A 19800-nucleotide genomic window follows, 5' to 3' on the forward strand; every position below is an offset into this window, starting at 1 on the left:
CGGCTTGATGTACGACCGAGTAGACAGGATGATGGAATATCCCGGCCTGATTCTGAAATCTTTTTATCGTTTTTACTCAGCGCGTTTCATCTTGCAGCCGGACAGCTGCAAGATGAAACAAAATAAGAACTACGCGCGCAGTTTAACGTCGATAGCATCCTGAGCACGGGCATTACGCTGAGATTCATGATTGTGCTGACGACCGGAGACATCAAGGATTTCCTGGTTATTCACCAGTTCACCCAGCGTGATGTTATTCAGGAAACTGGTCAGCCGCTCGCTCAGATCGCGCCACAGCGCATGAGTGAGGCATTTATCGCCGCCCTGGCAGCCGCCTTTACCCTGGCAACGGGTGGCGTCAACGGATTCATCCACTGCGCTGATAACTTCGCCAACGGCGATGCTACCCGCTTCTTTACCCAACAGATAACCGCCGCCCGGCCCACGAACGCTGGAAACCAGGCCATTTTTACGCAGGCGAGAGAACAGCTGCTCCAGATAGGAAAGCGATATTCCCTGACGCTCTGAAATATCCGCCAACGGAACCGGACCTGATTCAGAGTTGAGCGCAACGTCAAGCATCGCGGTCACAGCATAACGCCCTTTAGATGTCAGTCTCATGTCTTACTTAACCTCAAACTCGCCCCTGCCCGGGCTTTTTATTAAAATGGGTATTGCATAGCAAGGCCAAGTCTGACATTCCCGAGTAATTTGGTCAACTATTTACTTGACTGTTTTAGTCAGGTATTAAGCTTTCCGTGCTCCCACCGCGATTGTCGGGTGGCGCTACGCTTATCCAACTGACACAACCGCAGGCTTGCGCAAGCATCGCGCCGCCGGGTAATAACGTGCAATACTACTCTTTATTTTTCTGCTGCTCGATCGACGCCAGCATACCGCGCAGGATATTCAGCTCCTGACTCTCCGGGCGGGCGCGGGTAAACAGACGGCGCAGCTTGTTCATGACTTGTCCCGGATGACCGGCGCGAATAAAACCGGTTGCCAGCAACGTCTGTTCAAGGTGACCGTAGAAACGCTCCAGGTCATCGACCAGCGGATAAGGAGTGTCTTCGTGTTCAACGGCGGGCGCGTTTTGCGCCTGCGCCGCCAGCCAGGCCATGCGTACTTCGTAGGCGATCACCTGCACTGCCATTGCGAGGTTCAATGAGCTGTATTCCGGGTTCGCCGCGATGGCTACATGATAGTGGCACTTTTGCAGTTCATCATTAGTGAGCCCGACGCGTTCACGGCCAAATACCAGCGCAACCGGCGCATGCCCGGCTTCAGCGACGCTTTTCAGGCCACATTCGCGAGGGTCGAGCATTGGCCACGGCAGCGTACGCGAACGAGCACTGGTACCGACCACCAGGCTACACCCCGATAGCGCCTCATCGAGGGTATCGACAATATTTGCATTGCCAATCACGTCGCTGGCGCCGGCCGCCAGAGCGATAGCCTGAGAATCGGGTTTTACCAGCGGATTAACCAGCCAGAGATTAGTTAACCCCATGGTTTTCATTGCGCGGGCGACAGAGCCCATATTGCCGGTGTGTGAGGTTTCTACCAGTACAATTCGGATATTTTGCAGCATTACGGTTCTTCGACTAAAGATTATTCGTGCATGCTACCATAAAACGGAGACATAAGCAGATTTCACTGCTATTATATGTGCCGTTTTTTCCCGTTCTTTAACATCCAGTGAGAGAGACCGATGCATCCGATGCTGAACATCGCCGTGCGCGCAGCGCGCAAGGCGGGTAATTTAATTGCCAAGCACTACGAAACGCCAGACAGCGTAGAAACCAGTCAGAAAGGCAGCAATGATTTTGTGACTAACGTCGATAAAGCCGCCGAAGCGATTATTATCGAAACCATTCGCAAATCTTACCCTCAGCACACCATCATCACCGAAGAAAGCGGTGAACACGAAGGTATTGATCAGGATGTTCAATGGGTTATCGATCCACTGGATGGCACCACCAACTTCGTAAAACGTCTTCCTCATTTCGCCGTCTCCATCGCCGTCCGTATTAAAGGGCGTACTGAAGTGGCGGTGGTTTACGATCCCATGCGTAACGAACTGTTTACCGCGACCCGCGGTCAGGGCGCGCAGCTAAACGGCTACCGTCTGCGCGGCAGCAGCGCTCGCGACCTGGACGGCACCATCATCGCCACCGGCTTTCCGTTCAAAGCGAAACAGCACGCCACCGCTTACATGAACATCCTCGGCAACATGTATACCGAATGCGCAGATTTCCGCCGCACCGGTTCCGCGGCCCTGGATTTGGCCTACGTTGCCGCTGGCCGCGTTGACGGATATTTTGAAATTGGTCTCAAGCCGTGGGATTTCGCGGCCGGCGAACTGATCGCCCGTGAAGCAGGCGCGATTGTCTGCGACTTTACCGGCGGCCATAACTATCTGCTGACCGGCAACATCGTTGCAGGTAACCCGCGCGTCGTGAAAGCCATGCTGGCGAATATGCGCGAGCAGTTGAGCGAAGCGCTGAAGCGCTAATTCCTCACTGACTGAAAAGCAAAAAGGAAGCCACGGCTTCCTTCAGATTGCTGACAAAGTGCGTTTTTCCGGAATTGCCCGGCGGCGCTTCGCTTGCGCGGGCCTACGAAAAACCCATAACATGATGATATTATTGGTTTTACATGCCAGGTAAGGCGATAGCCGCCACCCGGCAGAAATGCGAGCACAATATCTAAATCAGGTTTGTCATCAGCCTCAAGGAAGCCACGGCTTCCTTTTTTCTCTCTTTTTTCTCTCTTTAAAACGGACGCAGGCCGCCGCCCTGTGGCATCGCACTACTCCACATCACCACCGCTGCTGCCAGTAAAATCATGCCGCCGGCCAGCGCCAGCGTTGCCCAGCCGACCTGCTTCCAGAGTACCGGCGCCCGATTCGCGCTCAGCCTGACCGCCAGTTGACGAAAACCGTGCACCAGCAGCGCCAGGCTGCTAATCGTCAACGATGTTCCTGCCGCCATCGCCATTGCCGCCGCCATCCCCCAGCCAAATACGCCAATAACTTTGCTGAACAGCAACACCATAATGGCCCCGGAGCAGGGCCGCATCCCCATCGATAGTACAATCACCAGCCGCGCCCGCCAGTCGTCGCCGCTTTGCCGCTGTTCCGGAGTCGGTAAATGCTGGTGCCCGCAGCCGCAGTTAGCATGATGAACATGGTGCGGAGTGAAAGCGGTAAATTTTGGTCGTCGCAGCAGCATCCGCAGCTTTTTCAGCGCCCGCCAGCATAGCAGCACCCCCAGCGCACCGACCAGCAGGTAGCTCCCCTTCTCCAGCCAGAAACTACTCAGATGCAACTGTCTTGCCGGAAGCTGTAGCAAGGTGAGCACCGCCACCACTAATGCGATTGCCACCATTCCCTGCAACAACGACGCGGCCAGCGTCAGACCGATACTTGATTTCAGTTTCGAGGGATGGGTAGCCAGCCAGGTCGTAATCACCATTTTTCCATGCCCGGGCCCCAGAGCATGCAGAACACCATATACGAAGCTAAATCCCAGCAACGATAGCCCCGCAGCGGAAGGATTGTTCGCCACCGACTGTAACAACGCGCTCAGTTCGACATTCAGCGCACGCTGCCAGATGGCGCTTTGCAGCAGCACCTGCGGCCACGCTCGCCATAGCCAGAAGCCCGCGCCTGCCACCAGCAGCAAAAATAGCGCCAGCGGCCACAGCTGACGCCAGCGCGGCGAACGTCCGGTTTGCGTGAAAATTACTGACATTGCAGCGTCACCTTTTGTGCGAAGTAGCTTCCCAGTTCCATATCTTCCGGCGGGGCATCCGCTTTATCCAGCGACTGGGCATAAGACAACATTTTTTCATTTGGTTTCGGCGTCATGACTTTCGCTGTACACATCGGCTTCATTGCAGCCGGCAGGGTGAAGTCTGACGCTTTGTCGTAATACATATCGACAAAATAAGTGGGATCATATGTCGAAAAGGTAAATTTTTGCCCGGCCAGAGGCTGCGGCTTCGCCAGCGGCAAGGTAAAGGTGAGTACCGCCTGGTGGCCGTTGCGCTCAAGGCCATAGCCATCGGGGCGATTCTCAAATTTCACCCGCTGGCCGTTATGCCACAGTTCGCTGAAATAGTGCTGGCCCAGCACGTTAGCCATCACTTCCGCCGCCAGTTTCTTCCAGATTTCGCTGCCTGGCTTAGCATTACCCGCATCATAAAGCAGATCGGCAGAGGTCATTTCATCCATCGTCCAGCGCATTTTGAAACCGGTGAGCAGACCCTTTTCCGCCACGGCCTGCGTTTGCAAACTGATGAAACTGTGTGGATGGGCGCTGACACCAGAAGACAGGACAGCGAACAAGAACGTTATGACGAGACGATGAACGCGGTGCATGAACTCTCCACGGCTAAATCCTGACCGCCATCAGTTACGGTCGTTGATGAGATTGCCGTGAGAATATCATCGAACGAGAAAATAGTGAGCATCGATTTCTGGTCTCGATTCAGTTCTCAATTTTGCAAATTTCTTCACTTACAGACAACCATAAGCCGGAGTATTCAGCCGCTTCAAACGCTCATATTGTAAATTATATGTTAAATAAATGATAATATAAATTATATCATTAACACAATCACACGATGAATGAATGTCACATCATTTAAATTAACTAAAATTTAACTAAATTTTATCTACAAGTTAACAAAAATGGTTATTCATCACATTTTCACAACTTTATATTCATTACCTCTTCCCTTCGTTGTTAACCTCACGCCGTGACATGCCCTGCTCCCTACAAAAGGTACAATTATGAAATTCAAACTCGCATTACTCAGTGCAACCCTGGCTTCTGCATGCGTTTTGTCTGGCACGTCCTTTGCGGCAGAGAAATACGAAATTGCAGTGGTGGCTAAAGTCACCGGTATTCCATGGTTTAACCGAATGGAAACCGGCGTCAACGAAGCAGCGAAGAAACTGGATGTCAACGCTTATCAGACCGGACCATCCACACCGGATCCGGCCCAACAGGTTAAGGTGATTGAAGATCTGATTGCCAAAAACGTGAACGCCATCATTGTGGTGCCTAATGATGCCAAAGTCCTTGAACCCGTACTGAAGAAGGCGCGCGATAAAGGCATTGTTGTCCTGACGCATGAGTCGCCGGATCAGCAAATTGGTCAGTGGGATATTGAGACCATCGACAGTGAAAAATATGCGCAGGCCAATGTCGATGAGCTGGCAAAAGATATGGGCGGTAAAGGGGGTTATGCTATCTATGTCGGCTCGCTGACCGTTCCCTTACATAACGCCTGGGCTGATTACGCCATAAAATACCAGAAAGAAAAATACCCAGAGATGTTCGAAGTCACTTCACGTCTGCCAGTCGCTGAGAGTATTGATAAATCCTACTCCACCACCCTGGATCTGATGAAAACCTATCCGCAGATGAAAGGGATCATTGGTTTCGGCTCTTTGGGCCCAATTGGTGCGGGCCAGGCGGTACAGAAAAAACGAGCTAAAGATAAAATCGCCGTGGTTGGTATTGCGATGCCAGCCCAGGCGGCCCCTTATCTGATGCGCGGCGACATCAAGAAAGCGCTGCTGTGGGACCCAAAAGACGCAGGTTATGCGCTGGTTACGGTAGCTGACCAGTTGCTGCAGGGCAAAGAGGTCACCCCGGATCTGACAATTGACGGTTTAGGGAAAGCGGATGTCGACATGGATAAGAAAGTAATCCGCTTTAACAAAATCCTTGAGGTCACGAAAGACAACGCCCAGTCACTCGGTTTCTAGGGCATCACGCCAACACCAGGTAACTCTGACGCCGGCCGTCTGGTCGGCGCTATCGACAAATTAACAACTCAGCGTCCAGCCGGACGCTCGCAGGGGTATTGTCCATGACAGACACCACCGCATTTATCACTCTTGAGAATATCAGCAAGCAATTTCCGGGCGTGCTGGCGCTGGATAATGTGAATCTGACGCTGAAGAAAGGGGAAGTTCACTGTCTGGCGGGTCAAAACGGCTGCGGCAAAAGCACCATTATTAAAGTGATCTCCGGGGTATATCACCCGGAGAAAGGGGCGCAGATTCAGCTTGACGGTAAACTGTTTCACCACCTGACACCCCAGCTTTCCTCGCACTACGGTATTCAGGTTATCTATCAGGATCTGTCGTTGTTTCCAAACTTCAGCGTGGCGGAGAATATTGCCGTTAACCGCTATCTGCCCGGCGGCGACATCTGGGTACGCCGCGGCGCAATGAAACAGCAGGCGCTGGCCGCAATGAAGCGCATAGGCGTAACGATCAACCCGGATAAAAAAGTTGAAAAACTCTCTATTGCCGACCGCCAGTTAGTGGCCATTTGCCGGGCGATTGCCGCCAATGCACGTCTGGTGATCATGGATGAGCCTACGGCCTCTTTGACGCGTCAGGAGGTTAACGGCCTGCTGCGAGTCGTCAATGAGCTGAAAGCGGCCGGGATCTGCGTGGTGTTTGTCAGCCATCGACTGGATGAAGTGATGGAAGTGGCCGATCGCATCAGCGTGATGCGCGATGGCAAGCTGGTCGGCACTTTCCCTGCCAGCGAACTCGACAGTCACGAGCTGGCCTTCCTGATGACCGGCCAACGCTTCCACTACAGTCCGTTGCCGGAAAAACCGCCCGTTGAACAGGAACCCATGCTGGAGCTGCGTAACCTGAGCCGCAAGGGGAAATATCACAATATCAACCTGTCGTTGTGCCGCGGCGAGATTGTTTCGATCGTTGGCCTGCTGGGAGCCGGGAGAACCGAACTTTGCCTTAGCCTGTTTGGCATGACCCATCCGGAAAGCGGCGAAATGCGGATTAACGGCCAGCCAGTCAGACTACGTAGTAATCGCGATGCCATCAAACACGGGATCGGCTATGTCTCGGAGGATCGCCTGACCCAGGGGCTGATCATGGAGCAGTCAATCTACGATAACACTATCGTCACGGTGTTTGACAAACTGCATACCCGCAGCGGCCTGCTCGATCATGGCAAGGCGCAAAAGCTGGTCGCCGATCTGATCCGCGAACTGAACATCAAAGTCGCCGATCCGCAGCTGCCGGTTAAAACGCTCTCCGGCGGTAACGCCCAGCGCATCGCTATTGCCAAATGGGTGGCGACCAACCCACGTATCCTGATTCTGGATTCTCCCACCGTTGGCGTGGACATCGCCAACAAAGAGGGAATCTACCAGATTGCTCGCGATCTTGCGGAGCTGGGCATGGCGGTTCTGATGATTTGCGATGAAATCCCGGAAGCCTATTACAACAGCCACCGCGTGCTGGTGATGCGTCGCGGCGAACTGGTGGCGGAGTTTAACCCTCATCGCTGTCGCGAAGAGGAGATTGCTGAAGTAGTTGAGGTCATCAATGAATAATGAGCGTCTTTCCCGCTTAATCGGGCAACATGAATTCTGGCTGGGACTACTGGTGGTCGCGCTGGCCGTTGGCCTGAGCATCAGCACCGACGAGTTCCTTTCGCTCGGCAACCTGACGGATGTCGCCACCAGCTACGCCATTCTGGGCATTCTCGCCTGTGGGCTGTTTGTGGTCTTAATATCCGGCGGCATTGACATTTCATTCCCGGCAATGACCGCTATCGCGCAGTACGCAATGGCAAGCTGGATCATTGGCCACGGCGGCAACTTTGTGCTGGCGCTGATTATCGCGATGGCGGTGGGTCTGGTTCTGGGGCTTATCAACGGTATTCTGGTCTACAGGTTGCGCGTACCGGCGATCATCATCACCATCGCCACGCTGAATGTTTATTATGGCCTGCTGGTCTACACCACCAAAGGTACCTGGCTGTACGGTTTCCCCGACTGGTTTATGAACGGCATCAACTGGTTTTCATTCACTGCAGCGGACGGTTACGATTACGGCCTTACGCTCCCCCTACTCTGTCTGGCGGCAGTGATTGTCTTTACCGCGGTGCTGATGAACTACACCCGTCCTGGACGGCAGATTTACGCCATGGGCGGCAATCGGGATGCGGCTTCTCGCCTGGGACTGAATCTGCTGAAACTGCATTTCTACGTTTACGGCTATATGGGTATTCTCGCCGGTGTTGCCGCCGTGGTGCAGGCGCAGATCACCCAGTCCGTCGCGCCAAACTCCCTGCTTGGTTTTGAACTGACAGTGCTGGCGGCAGTGGTGCTCGGCGGCACCAGTATGAGCGGTGGTCGCGGTACGTTAACCGGTACGCTGCTCGGGGTCATTCTACTGGCCTTTTTACAAAATGGCCTGACCCTGCTCAGCGTCTCTTCTTACTGGCACACCGTTTTCAGTGGCGCCATTATCCTGATCAGCATTAGCGCTACGGTCTGGAATGAAAAACGCAAACTGGCAAGGGAGCTTTAAGATGAAAACAATCGCCAGATTTTTACCCGGTGATGCCATCATTCGCCTGCAGTGCATCATTATTATTGTGGTGGTGCTGGCTTTCTCCGCCCTGCTTGGCGGCCGTTTTTTCAGTGTGGCAAATTTCCAGTCCATTGGCTCACAACTGCCGATTCTCGGTATGCTGGCGCTGGGAATGGGCATCACGATGCTGACCGGGGGCATTAACCTGTCGATTATCGCCGGGGCTAACGCCTGCTCACTGGTCATGGCGGCGGTGATTGTCACTCATCCGGATAATCCGCTGTTTCTGGTGCTCGCCCTGCTGGCGGGGCTGGCGGTGGCCGTGGCGATTGGTACGCTCAACGGCGCGCTTGTCGCCTGGGTTGGCGTCTCCCCGATTCTTGCCACCCTGGGAACGATGACGCTCATCTCCGGCCTCAATATTTTGCTCTCCAATGGAACGGTAATTTCCGGTTTCCCGGCGGCCATTCAGTTCCTCGGCAACGCCACGCTTGCCGGTATTCCGGTGGCGCTGTTGCTCTTTTTACTGGTCGCGGTACTGCTGTGGGTACTGCTGGAACACACCACGCTGGGCCGCAGCCTTTATCTGGTGGGGTCTAATGAGCAGGCGACCCGTTACAGCGGCGTCAGTACCGTTCGGGTGCAAATTTCCGTCTACATCATTTCTGCCCTGTTGGGCTGGATGGCAGCCATTTTGATGATGGCGAAATTTAACTCCGCAAAAGCCGGGTACGGTGAATCATACCTGCTGGTGACCATCCTCGCCTCCGTACTGGGCGGTATCAACCCGGACGGCGGTTTCGGGCGCATTGTCGGTCTGGTGCTGGCACTGATTGTGCTACAGATGCTGGAAAGCGGCTTTAACTTGCTGGGGATTAGCAGCTATCTGACGATGGCGCTCTGGGGCGCAGTGCTGATCCTCTTTATCGCATTACAGAACCGTAACGCCTGATTTCAGGAGAAAAAATTATGGCGAGCTATTTTATTGGTGTGGATGTAGGAACCGGAAGCGCCCGTGCAGGCGTGTTTGACCTCAACGGCAGAATGGTCGGTCAGGCCAGCCGTGCCATTGACATTTATCGTCCGCAGGCCGATTTCGTTGAACAGTCTTCAGATAACATCTGGCAGGCGGTGTGCAACGCGGTTCGTGATGCGATCAACCAGTCAGATATCAATCCCATTCAGGTTAAAGGGCTGGGATTTGATGCCACCTGCTCTTTGGTGGTACTGGATAAAGAAGGCAGACCGCTGACCATCAGCCCTTCCGGGCGCAGCGAGCAGAACATTATCGTCTGGATGGACCACCGTGCCATCTCTCAGGCTGCGCGTATCAATGCCCTGCACCACCGGGTACTGGACTACGTCGGCGGAATTATCTCTCCGGAAATGCAAACGCCAAAACTGCTGTGGCTGAAGCAGCATATGCCCAACACCTGGGCGAACGCCGGATACTATTTTGACCTGCCTGATTTTCTGACCTGGCGGGCAACCAACGACGATACCCGATCGCTGTGTTCCACCGTCTGTAAATGGACCTACATGGGCCATGAGGATAAGTGGGATGCCAGCTATTTCCGCCAGATTGGACTGGAAGAGCTGCTGGAGCACGACGCGGCAAAAATCGGTCGTTACGTCAAAACCATGGGGGAGCCGTTGGGTCACGGCCTGACCCAACGCGCCGCCAGTGAACTGGGCCTGATCCCAGGGACGGCGGTGAGCGTATCCATTATTGATGCCCACGCCGGCACGCTCGGTACGCTTGGCGCCTGTGGCGTTTCTGGCGAAGTGGCGGATTTTGACCGTCGTATCGCGTTGATTGGCGGGACCTCCACCGGGCATATGGCGATCTCCAAAGAGCCGCGTTTTATCGGCGGCGTCTGGGGGCCTTATTATTCTGCTGTCCTGCCAGAGTACTGGCTCAACGAAGGTGGTCAGTCTGCCACGGGTGCATTAATCGACCATATTATTCAGTCGCATCCGTGCTATGAAACTCTGTTGGCGCAGGCAAAAACCCAGGGGCAGACAATTTATGAAGTGCTGAATGCGCTGCTGCGGAAAATGGCCGGCGAGCCGGAAGATATCGCTTTTTTAACCCGCGACATGCACATTCTCCCCTACTTCCACGGCAACCGTTCGCCGCGCGCGAATCCGACCTTAACTGGCGTGATTACCGGACTGAAACTCTCCCGCACGCCGGAGGATATGGCGCTCCAGTATCTGGCGTCCATCCAGGCAATTGCCTTAGGTACCCGGCATATTATTGAGACGATGAATCACAGCGGTTACAGCATCGATACGATCATGGCCAGCGGTGGCGGCACCAAAAATCCGATCTTCGTTCAGGAACACGCTAACGCTACTGGCTGCGCCATGCTGCTCCCCGAAGAGAGTGAAGCCATGCTGCTGGGCGGCGCCATGATGGGTACCCTTGCCGCCGGCGTGTTTGAAACCTTCCCTGAAACAATGTCGGCGATGAGCCGGATTGGGAAAACCGTCACTCCACAGACCAATCGCATTAAGCAGTATTACGATCGTAAATATCAGGTATTCCACGAGATGTATCAGGACCATATGAAATACCGTCAACTGATGCAGGGGGACGCATGAATCATACATGGCATCAAGCCACTCACGTCTGGCAACTGTACAGCGAAGAGCTGGCGGCTCTGGAACGCCATCTGAGTGCGGAACAATGGCAGACGCTGATGGCTGAACTGCGCGGCTGTCAGGGTAAAATCGTGGTCACTGGCGTCGGGACTTCCGGCATAGCGGCACGAAAAGTCGCGCATATGCTCGCTTGCGTTGAGCGCCCGGCGATATACCTCAATGCGACTGACGCCGCGCATGGCGATTTGGGGTTTTTACGTACCGACGATCTGGTAATCATGCTTTCACGCGGCGGCAATTCTGATGAGCTCACCCGGCTGTTGCCTGGACTCGCAGCGAAAAATGTTCCCATCCTTAGCGTCACGGAAAATCCAGATTCCGCCATTGCCAAAGCTGCTCGTCTGGTGATTTCCACCGGCGTGCGGCAAGAAGCCGATCCACTCAATATGTTAGCCACGACATCAATCGTTCTGGTGCTGGCGATTTTCGATGCCGCCTGCGCCTGTCTGATGAACGAGAGCGGTTATTCGAAAGAGACACTTCTGGCTGTACATCCGGGTGGTGACGTAGGGTTAACGCTAAGTCAGGCGCATAACATGCAGAAATGAGATACCGGCTCGGCCACTCTCGTTGGCGGAGCCCGGTTTCAGCCAAAGATAAAACAGCGCGAAAGTACATTCAGAGATTACGCGTCACACCTTCAGTCGCTACGTTAAAAATTCTGTGACCCTCCTCCGTATTCCAGACGGAAAGCCTTTCATTCACCATTTCTATAAACAAACTTTAGCTATTCTTAGCTGACATACTTACCGGAGACCTGACGGATGATGCCAACGCTTGCTCCACCATCTGTACTTTCCGGTCCCCAGCGCCGATGCCAGGTACTGCTGACGCTTTTCCTGCCGGAGCAAATTGTCACCACCAAGACATTCAGTACATTAAATGACGTTGATGAGCACATTGTCCGCGAAGATATTCTCGAAACAGGGCAGGAGATTCAGCGCGACCATCAGTTGACCATTACTGTCAGTCGGGATGACCGCTACCGGATTGAAGGAACCGTGCTTAATCAACGTCTTTGCCTCTTACACGGGTTAAAACGCGCTCTGCGCTTATGCCCGCATTTTGTCAACCAGCATTTTACCCCGGCATTAAAAACGCAGCTTAAACAGCAGGGTGTCGCGCGCACGCTGTATGACGACACCAACCTGCAGGCTCTGGTCAACCGCTGCGCACGGGCGCTTAACCGGCATTTTGACTGCCGTGACAGGCACTTTCTGCGTCTCTATTTGCAGTATTGCCTGCTGCAACACCATGTCGGACAGAGTCCCTTCTTCACCCGTGAGCAGCAGAGATGGGTACAGGCCGCTACGGAGTTCTCCCTTGCACAAGAGATTGTACGCCACTGGCAACGGCGGGCCGTGACAGCGCTGCCCCCTGAGGAGCGGTTGTTTCTCGCCCTGCTGTTTATGTTGCTGAAAACGCCCGATCCCATCCACGACGGTCATCAGCAGGACCGACGGCTGCACCTGGCGATTTCCGGCCTGATTTACCGTTTTCAGCGTCTGTCCGGCCACGCCTTTAGCGATGAACAGGGGTTGAGCGACCAACTCTATATTCATCTTTCTCAGGCGCTGCACCGCAGCGTATTCGCTATCGGAATCGATAACGCGCTACCGGAGGAAATTAGCCGTCTGTACCCGCGTTTAGTGCGCACAACGCAGGCGGCGCTGGAGGATTTTGAAACTGACTGGAAAGTGCGTTTTAGCCATGAGGAAGTGGGGTTAATCGCAGTAATTTTCGGCGCGTGGCTGGTGCAAAAAAGTGACCTGCAGGAGAAGCAGGTGCTTCTGATCACTGCGGATAATCCGCGACTGGAACAATCGCTGGAGAGGCAGTTACGCGAGTTAACCCTGCTGCCGATCAATATTAAATATCTGAGCGCTCATGCTTTTCAGAAAGAAGGGGCGCCGAAGGGAATAACGCTTATCGTGACCCCTTATGCCACAACATTACCGCTGTTTTCACCGCCGCTGTTTCATGCCGAAGAAGCGTTCAGCGATCATCAGCGGCAGCAGATTTGTAAAATGCTCGAAACCTAAGCTACCGCTTTTGGCCGCACCACCAGCGCGGGTAATGCCACCAGCGCCATCACCCAGAAGACGCCCTGATGCAGGTGCTGATAGAGGAATCCAGCAAATACCGTCATAACCGCAATACTGCCCCCCATCGCGATAGCGGAATAGACCGCCTGCAGACGGATCACCTCGCTACCCTGCCGAGCGGAGATATAGCGCATTGCCGCCAGGTGGCAAACAGTAAAGGTTCCGCAATGCAGGATCTGCACGACGATAAGCCACGGCAGCGCCGTGGTCCATCCCATCAGCGACCAGCGAATCAGCCCACACACAGCTGATAGCAGCAATAAATCGCGGGCGCTGAAGCGACGGAAAACTTTTTTGCTCAGCGCGAAAATCACCACTTCCGCCACCACGCCCAACGACCACAGATAACCGACAGCGGAAGCGGAGTAACCAGCCTCCTGCCAGTAGATGGCGCTAAATCCGTAGTAGGCGGCATGCGCTCCCTGCAACAGACTGACGCAAACCAGGAAAGGCCAGGTTTGTCGTACCAGCGTCAACCAGGCAGGTAGTCCCGCCGTTTCCTGCTGACGGACTCCCCCCTGTGGCATCACCGACGGTTTCAGCAGCATACCAAGAAGCATTGAGGCGATACCAAGACTGAGCATCGTCAGTATCGCCCGATAGTCAAACAAACTCACCAGCTTACCGGTCAGCGCGGAACCAATCACAAAGGCAATCGATCCCCATAAACGCACACGTCCGTAGTCCAGGGGGAACTGCTTCTGCCAGGTATTCGCCAGCGCATCGGTCAGAGGTACCAGTGGGGAAAAAAAGAGGTTAAAACCAACCATCACCACCATGAGCCAGGCGACATTCGTCCCCATCCAGAAGGCGATGGCAAAGAGTAGCGTGAGCAGAGCCAGAATACGCAACGCAGAAATCAGTCGGGATGGATCGCTCACCCGTGGAGCGATGAACAAACTACCGAGAAAACGCGCCACCAGCCCGGTGCCAAGCAACAGGCCGATAGTTTCCGGCGTAAGTCCGAGGCCTTTGAGCCAGACGCTCCAGAAAGGCAGGAAGATGCCGTAGCTAAAAAAGTAGGTAAAATAACTAAGCGCCAGCCAGCGCGTGGAGTGCAAAACCATGATTCCCTCCTGAATGGAGGCGATAGTCTGGCGATAAAGTCAGGTGCATGCAAGATGTCTCTCACTGCCGACAGGGCGCAAGCGCACGCCACCCAAATCGGCTTTGGCAAACTCACCCGTGCGCAGCAACTTATGGGGATTGGCTATCTGTATGTGGAGGAACAACTGCAAACGTTGCGTTAAGCCCGGACGAGACACGACCAGAGCATAGACCTTATGTAAGACAGACGCAAAAAAGGCCGCAATCGCGGCCTTCGTTACAGCTTAACGGTTAAAGGTTATGCATAAACCGGGAAACGTGCGCAGATATCCAGCACTTTACCTTTGATGCGCTCGATAACCGCTTCATCGTTGATGTTGTCCAGCACATCGCACATCCAGCCTGCCAGCTCTTTAGCTTCCGCTTCTTTAAAGCCACGACGCGTAATGGCCGGAGAGCCGATACGGATACCGGAAGTGACGAACGGGCTCTTCGGATCGTTCGGCACACTGTTTTTGTTGACGGTGATGTTGGCACGCCCCAGCGCGGCATCAGCTTCTTTACCGGTCAGGTTTTTGTCCACCAGATCCAGCAGGAACAGGTGGTTCTCCGTACCGCCGGAAACCACTTTGTAACCGCGGTTCAGGAACACTTCCACCATCGCTTTGGCGTTTTTCGCCACCTGCTGCTGGTAGACTTTGAACTCCGGTTCCATCGCTTCTTTCAGCGCCACCGCTTTACCGGCGATCACATGCATCAGCGGGCCGCCCTGAGCACTCGGGAAAACGGCAGAGTTCAGTTTTTTGTACAATTCTTCGTCACCGCCTTTCGCCAGGATCAGGCCGCCGCGCGGACCCGCCAGGGTTTTGTGCGTGGTGGTGGTCACAACGTGAGCATGCGGAACCGGGTTCGGGTAAACGCCTGCGGCGATAAGACCCGCGACGTGCGCCATATCCACAAACAGGTATGCGCCAATGCTGTCGGCAATTTCACGCATTTTTGCCCAGTCAACGATGCCGGAATAAGCAGAGAAACCGCCGATGATCATCTTCGGTTTGTGAGTCTGAGCCAGCTTCGCCATCTCTTCGTAGTCAATTTTACCGGACTCATCAATGCCGTAAGGCACAATGTTATACAGTTTACCGGAGAAGTTTACCGGAGAACCGTGCGTCAGGTGGCCGCCTTGCGCCAGATTCATACCCAGAACGGTGTCGCCCGGTTGCAGCAGCGCTGTGTAGACCGCGAAGTTAGCCTGAGAACCCGAGTGCGGCTGGACGTTAGCGTAGTCGGCGCCAAACAGCGCTTTCGCGCGGTCGATAGCCAGTTGCTCAACGATATCCACGTATTCGCAGCCGCCGTAGTAACGCTTGCCCGGATATCCTTCAGCGTATTTGTTGGTCAGCTGAGACCCTTGTGCCTGCATTACGCGCGGACTGGTGTAGTTTTCGGAGGCGATCAGTTCGATGTGCTCTTCCTGACGTACTTTTTCCTGCTCCATAGCCTGCCACAGTTCGGCATCATAATCGGCAATGTTCATTTCACGCTTTAACATCCGCATCTCCTGACTCAGCTAACAATAAAATTTCGGCCTAAAAGGCGGTCCGATTGGACAACGGCCCACAGTATAACTGAATCATTCTGTGATAACAGGTCTTGACAAAGGATTTTACGCAAACGATTGGCTCGGCGTTACACAAGGCTTTGAGCAATAAAGACGCTGCAATTATCAACGGATTTCTTTTCAGCTATGTGATGCAAATAATTCATGTTGTAACGGCTTTCAGGAAAGTATTACAGAACCATTTACAATGCAGGGTTATCTTTATAAGATGCATTTAAAATACATCAATTAAATAATACGTAAAGGAAGCCACTATGCTCGACGCGCAAACCATCGCCACGGTGAAAGCCACGATTCCCCTGCTGGTTGAAACTGGCCCCAAACTGACCGCCCACTTTTATGACCGTATGTTTACGCATAACCCGGAACTCAAAGAAATTTTTAATATGAGTAACCAGCGTAACGGCGATCAGCGGGAAGCGTTGTTTAACGCGATTGCCGCTTACGCCAGCAATCTTGAGAATCTCCCTGCGCTGCTGCCCGCGGTAGAGAAAATCGCCCAGAAGCACACTAGCTTCCAGATAAAACCCGAGCAGTACAACATCGTGGGCTCCCACCTGTTAGCAACGCTGGACGAAATGTTCAGTCCGGGTCAGCAAGTGCTGGATGCCTGGGGCAAAGCCTATGGCGTACTGGCGAACGTTTTTATTCACCGTGAAGCGGAAATCTACCGTGAAAGCGCCGGTAAAACCGGCGGCTGGGAAGGCACCCGCGCATTTCGCATCGCGAAGAAAATCCCGCGCAGCGCGCTGATTACCAGTTTCGAATTTGAGCCGGTCGACGGCGGCCCGGTGGCTGAATACTCTCCAGGGCAATATCTGGGACTCTGGCTGAAACCGGAAGGTTTTCCCCATCAGGAAATTCGCCAGTATTCCCTGACCCGCCAGCCCAATGGCAAAAGCTATCGCATTGCGGTCAAACGGGAAAACGGCGGACAGGTTTCAAACTGGCTGCATCATTCGGCCAAAGAAGGCGACGTGGTTTACCTGGCCGCACCGGCGGGCGATTTTTTCCTCAACGTGGCGCCAGAAACACCGGTCACGTTGCTCTCCGGCGGCGTCGGCCAAACGCCAATGCTGGCGATGCTGGATGTACTGGCGAAAACGCAGCATCCGGCCCAGGTTAACTGGTTCCATGCGGCAGAAAACGGCGAGGTTCATGCCTTCGCCGACGAGGTTAAAGCACTGGGCGCAACGCTGCCGAAGTTCGTTTCTCATGTCTGGTATCGCGCGCCGAGTGAAGCTGATCGCCGGTCGACACCGTTTGATAGCGAAGGTTTGATGGATTTATCAGCGCTGGAGGAGAAGCTCAGCGACCCGCAGATGCAGTTCTATCTGTGCGGCCCGGTCGCATTTATGCAGTTTGTCGCGAAGCAACTGGTAGAACTGGAAGTAAACCACGATAACATTCATTACGAATGCTTCGGCCCGCATAAGGTGCTATAGCTGCGTATTGGTAAATTCCCCGGCGGCGCGGCGCTGACCGGGGCGACAGACTAATGGGATGTTCAGGATTAGCCACGCTGCGCCTAATCCTGAATTGCGTTTAAATCGCCGCGTCGTCTTCTTCGCCGGTACGGATACGAATCACCCGCGCGACATCGAAAACAAATATTTTACCGTCGCCGATTTTGCCCGTCTGCGCAGTACGGATAATGGTATCTACGCAGGTGTCAACAATATCATCGGTAACCACAATTTCGATTTTCACTTTCGGCAGAAAATCCACCATATACTCAGCGCCACGATACAGCTCGGTATGTCCCTTCTGGCGGCCAAAGCCTTTCACTTCCGTTACCGTCATCCCGGTGATGCCGACTTCCGCCAGCGCTTCACGCACGTCATCCAGTTTGAAAGGTTTAATAATCGCATCAATCTTTTTCATGGTGTTCCTGTTTTAGTCACATAACCGGTCACTAACCGTATCATAACGTGCGTTATGTTGCGGGGCTACTCTTTAAAGTCGTTGGCGTCGAGCTCGTGGCGTGACAGTAACTTATAAAATTCAGTGCGGTTGCGCCCCGCCATCCGCGCCGCATGCGTAACGTTGCCTTTAGTAATTTGCAGCAACTTGCGCAGATAATTCAGCTCAAACTGATTACGCGCCTCAACAAAAGTGGGCAGCGCAGTATTTTCCCCTTCCAGGGCCTGCTCCACCAGCGCATCACTGATCACCGGCGAAGAGGTCAACGCTACGCACTGCTCAATCACGTTCACCAACTGGCGCACATTCCCCGGCCATTTCGCCGCCATCAGCCGCTTCATCGCATCGGTGGAGAAAGCGCGGACAAACGGTTTATGTCGATCCGCAGACTGACGCAGCAGATGGTTAGCCAGCAGCGGGATATCTTCAGTGCGCGCCGCCAGCGGCGGAATTTTCAGATTCACTACGTTCAGGCGGTAAAACAGATCTTCGCGAAATTCGCCGCGCACCATCGCTTTCGGTAGATCGCGATGGGTGGCGGAAATAATACGCACATCAATATTAATATCACGGTTGCTGCCCAGCGGACGTACTTTACGTTCCTGCAGGACGCGCAGCAGCTTAACCTGTAACGCCATCGGCATATCGCCGATTTCATCAAGAAACAACGTTCCGCCTTCCGCAGCCTGAAATAACCCCTCGCGCTGGCTCACCGCTCCGGTAAACGCGCCGCGCGCGTGGCCGAACAGTTCCGATTCCAGCAGTTGTTCAGGAAGCGCGCCGCAGTTGATGGCGATGAATGGTTTATCGCGGCGTGGGCTGGCATTATGGATTGCCTGGGCGACGATCTCCTTCCCGGTACCGCTTTGCCCATTAATCAGCACGCTGACGTCCGATTGCGCCACCATCCCGGCCTGCTCCAGCAGGCGCTCCATCAACGGACTGCGGGTAACAATCGCCTGCCGCCAGCGCTCATCGGTGGTCGGCGCGCTCTGTTCCAGGGCATCGTCAATGGCTTTATACAGCGCGTCTTTGTCGACTGGTTTGGTGAGAAAGCTAAATACCCCCTGCTGAGTCGCGGCAACAGCATCCGGAATAGAACCGTGAGCGGTCAGAATGATCACCGGCATCCCCGGCTGGGCCTTCTGGATCTCGCTGAACAACTGCAGACCATCCATCTCATCCATCCGCAGGTCGCTGATCACCAGATCCACTTTATCACGCCCCAGAATACGCAATGCTTCCGGGCCGCTCTCAGCGGTGAGCACACTATATCCCTCGCTGACAAGACGCATTCCTAATAACTTCAGCAGCCCCGGATCGTCGTCCACTAATAGCAGGCGGGCCGGTTTACGGATCGTCATGGATCACCTCCGGCACCTTATCGCCGCCATGCCCGCCTTCAGAATTAAAATTGCCCCCGGGTTTGCGGCTGGAAAGCCGACGCTCAATATCCGTCAGATTTTCCAGCTTGCGGGTCGTGAGTTCGAGCTGGCTGCGTAATGCCTGTTCCTGCTGCCGCAACGCCTCAAGTTCCGTATCGCTGGACTGCTGTAGTCTGGCATAACGGGAACGCTGGTCAATTAACTGAATCTGCCGGTCCTGAGCATCGCGCCAGAGCTGATAAAGCGGACGAATCTGCGGGTCAATTTGCACGCTGAAGCTGTCCAGACGCGCCAGCATATCCCGGCGTTCATCAGGCGTGATTCTGGCATCGCCCAGTAAAATGCCGCGCTTAAAGGCATCTTGCCAGCTGTCGTCATTGTGCCGCCGGGCTTCCGTACGCGCCTGCTCCGGGGCAAGGCGCTCCGCGCAATCAATTCCCCGCAGCCAGTAAAGTGGATTTTTATCGCTGACCTCATTTTGCAGCGCCCAGATGTCGGCGCACTCGACAGCCAGAAAATCAGCAACCTGCTGCTGCGGTAGCGCAAAACGCGTTTTGTCATCCGCGCTATGTGATGATGTGAAGGCGGAGCAGCCCGCCAGCGCCAGGCAGGAAAGACCCGGCAGCAGCCATTCCCTGAGGGAACGGACAAATACGAAGAAGTGGGACATAT

18 protein-coding genes and 1 pseudogene are annotated in these 19800 nt (G+C 54.2%); 10 read left to right on the plus strand and 9 right to left on the minus strand.

The annotated features are described in order from the left end of the window. Nucleotides 1-129: 129 nt before the first annotated feature. Nucleotides 130-621, minus strand: coding sequence for a Fe-S cluster assembly transcriptional regulator IscR (gene iscR, locus FN037_RS12945; RefSeq protein WP_138361040.1), 492 nt, complete (start codon nt 619-621; stop codon nt 130-132). Nucleotides 622-856: 235 nt separating this feature from the next. Further along, the gene (trmJ, locus tag FN037_RS12950) at nt 857-1591 is read right to left on the minus strand and encodes a tRNA (cytosine(32)/uridine(32)-2'-O)-methyltransferase TrmJ (RefSeq protein WP_138361039.1); all 735 of its coding nucleotides are present in this window, start codon (nt 1589-1591) and stop codon (nt 857-859) included. Nucleotides 1592-1711: 120 nt separating this feature from the next. Between trmJ and suhB the strand changes: the two genes are divergently transcribed. After that, nucleotides 1712-2515 carry an inositol-1-monophosphatase gene (gene suhB / locus FN037_RS12955; RefSeq protein WP_138361038.1) on the plus strand — a complete coding sequence of 268 codons (804 nt, stop codon included), beginning with the start codon at nt 1712-1714 and terminating at the stop codon, nt 2513-2515. Between the two features lie 259 nt (nt 2516-2774). On the opposite strand, the gene FN037_RS12960 is transcribed toward suhB, so the two are convergent. After that, entirely contained in the window at nt 2775-3755 is a 981-nt protein-coding gene (locus tag FN037_RS12960; RefSeq protein WP_138361037.1) for a nickel/cobalt transporter, read from the minus strand. Next, on the minus strand, nt 3746-4384 hold the full coding sequence (locus FN037_RS12965) for a DUF1007 family protein (protein WP_138361036.1): 639 nt from the start codon (nt 4382-4384) through the stop codon (nt 3746-3748). Before FN037_RS12965 ends, FN037_RS12960 begins: the two co-directional genes overlap by 10 nt. A 414-nt stretch (nt 4385-4798) precedes the next feature. Between FN037_RS12965 and FN037_RS12970 the strand changes: the two genes are divergently transcribed. From FN037_RS12970 to csiE, 7 genes are all read left to right on the plus strand, one after another. Then, nucleotides 4799-5782: an autoinducer 2 ABC transporter substrate-binding protein gene (locus FN037_RS12970; RefSeq protein WP_142502394.1), complete on the plus strand. Its 984-nt coding sequence runs from the start codon at nt 4799-4801 to the stop codon at nt 5780-5782. 104 nt (nt 5783-5886) lie between these two features. Next, nucleotides 5887-7395 (plus strand): sugar ABC transporter ATP-binding protein, encoded by a 1509-nt coding sequence (locus FN037_RS12975; RefSeq protein ID WP_142502395.1) that lies wholly within the window; start codon nt 5887-5889, stop codon nt 7393-7395. Next, complete coding sequence (locus FN037_RS12980) at nt 7388-8377, plus strand: ABC transporter permease (RefSeq protein WP_142502396.1); 990 nt, start codon at nt 7388-7390, stop codon at nt 8375-8377. Before FN037_RS12975 ends, FN037_RS12980 begins: the two co-directional genes overlap by 8 nt. Nucleotide 8378: 1 nt before the next feature. Next, entirely contained in the window at nt 8379-9332 is a 954-nt protein-coding gene (locus tag FN037_RS12985) for an ABC transporter permease (RefSeq protein WP_138361033.1), read from the plus strand. 17 nt (nt 9333-9349) lie between these two features. Continuing rightward, a complete protein-coding gene (locus FN037_RS12990; RefSeq protein WP_142502397.1) occupies nt 9350-10987 on the plus strand; it encodes an FGGY-family carbohydrate kinase in 1638 nt (545 codons plus the stop codon). After that, a complete protein-coding gene (locus tag FN037_RS12995; RefSeq protein WP_138361031.1) occupies nt 10984-11595 on the plus strand; it encodes an SIS domain-containing protein in 612 nt (203 codons plus the stop codon). Before FN037_RS12990 ends, FN037_RS12995 begins: the two co-directional genes overlap by 4 nt. A gap of 216 nt (nt 11596-11811) precedes the next feature. Next, nucleotides 11812-13089 (plus strand): stationary phase inducible protein CsiE, encoded by a 1278-nt coding sequence (gene csiE / locus FN037_RS13000; protein WP_142502398.1) that lies wholly within the window; start codon nt 11812-11814, stop codon nt 13087-13089. Here csiE and FN037_RS13005 read toward each other — a convergent pair. Further along, a complete protein-coding gene (locus tag FN037_RS13005; RefSeq protein ID WP_142502399.1) occupies nt 13086-14219 on the minus strand; it encodes a 3-phenylpropionate MFS transporter in 1134 nt (377 codons plus the stop codon). The genes csiE and FN037_RS13005 overlap by 4 nt on opposite strands. A gap of 69 nt (nt 14220-14288) precedes the next feature. Here FN037_RS13005 and FN037_RS24610 point away from each other — a divergent pair. Continuing rightward, a pseudogene (locus FN037_RS24610) lies at nt 14289-14402 on the plus strand (hypothetical protein); the annotation flags it as partial. Nucleotides 14403-14497: 95 nt separating this feature from the next. Here FN037_RS24610 and glyA read toward each other — a convergent pair. Next, a complete protein-coding gene (gene glyA / locus FN037_RS13010; RefSeq protein ID WP_142502400.1) occupies nt 14498-15751 on the minus strand; it encodes a serine hydroxymethyltransferase in 1254 nt (417 codons plus the stop codon). 323 nt (nt 15752-16074) lie between these two features. Between glyA and hmpA the strand changes: the two genes are divergently transcribed. Further along, complete coding sequence (gene hmpA, locus FN037_RS13015) at nt 16075-17265, plus strand: NO-inducible flavohemoprotein (RefSeq protein ID WP_142502401.1); 1191 nt, start codon at nt 16075-16077, stop codon at nt 17263-17265. 100 nt (nt 17266-17365) lie between these two features. Here the strand turns inward: hmpA and glnB are convergent, their stop codons facing one another. From glnB to qseG, 3 genes are all read right to left on the minus strand, one after another. Further along, nucleotides 17366-17704 (minus strand): nitrogen regulatory protein P-II, encoded by a 339-nt coding sequence (gene glnB / locus FN037_RS13020; RefSeq protein ID WP_002914032.1) that lies wholly within the window; start codon nt 17702-17704, stop codon nt 17366-17368. Nucleotides 17705-17769: 65 nt separating this feature from the next. After that, on the minus strand, nt 17770-19107 hold the full coding sequence (gene glrR, locus FN037_RS13025) for a two-component system response regulator GlrR (protein ID WP_138361026.1): 1338 nt from the start codon (nt 19105-19107) through the stop codon (nt 17770-17772). Further along, a complete protein-coding gene (gene qseG / locus FN037_RS13030) occupies nt 19094-19798 on the minus strand; it encodes a two-component system QseEF-associated lipoprotein QseG (RefSeq protein ID WP_142502402.1) in 705 nt (234 codons plus the stop codon). Before qseG ends, glrR begins: the two co-directional genes overlap by 14 nt. Nucleotides 19799-19800 lie beyond the last annotated feature (2 nt).

The sequence above is a fragment of the Klebsiella sp. 2680 genome, from assembly GCF_900198535.1.
Lineage (GTDB): Bacteria > Pseudomonadota > Gammaproteobacteria > Enterobacterales > Enterobacteriaceae > Klebsiella > Klebsiella indica.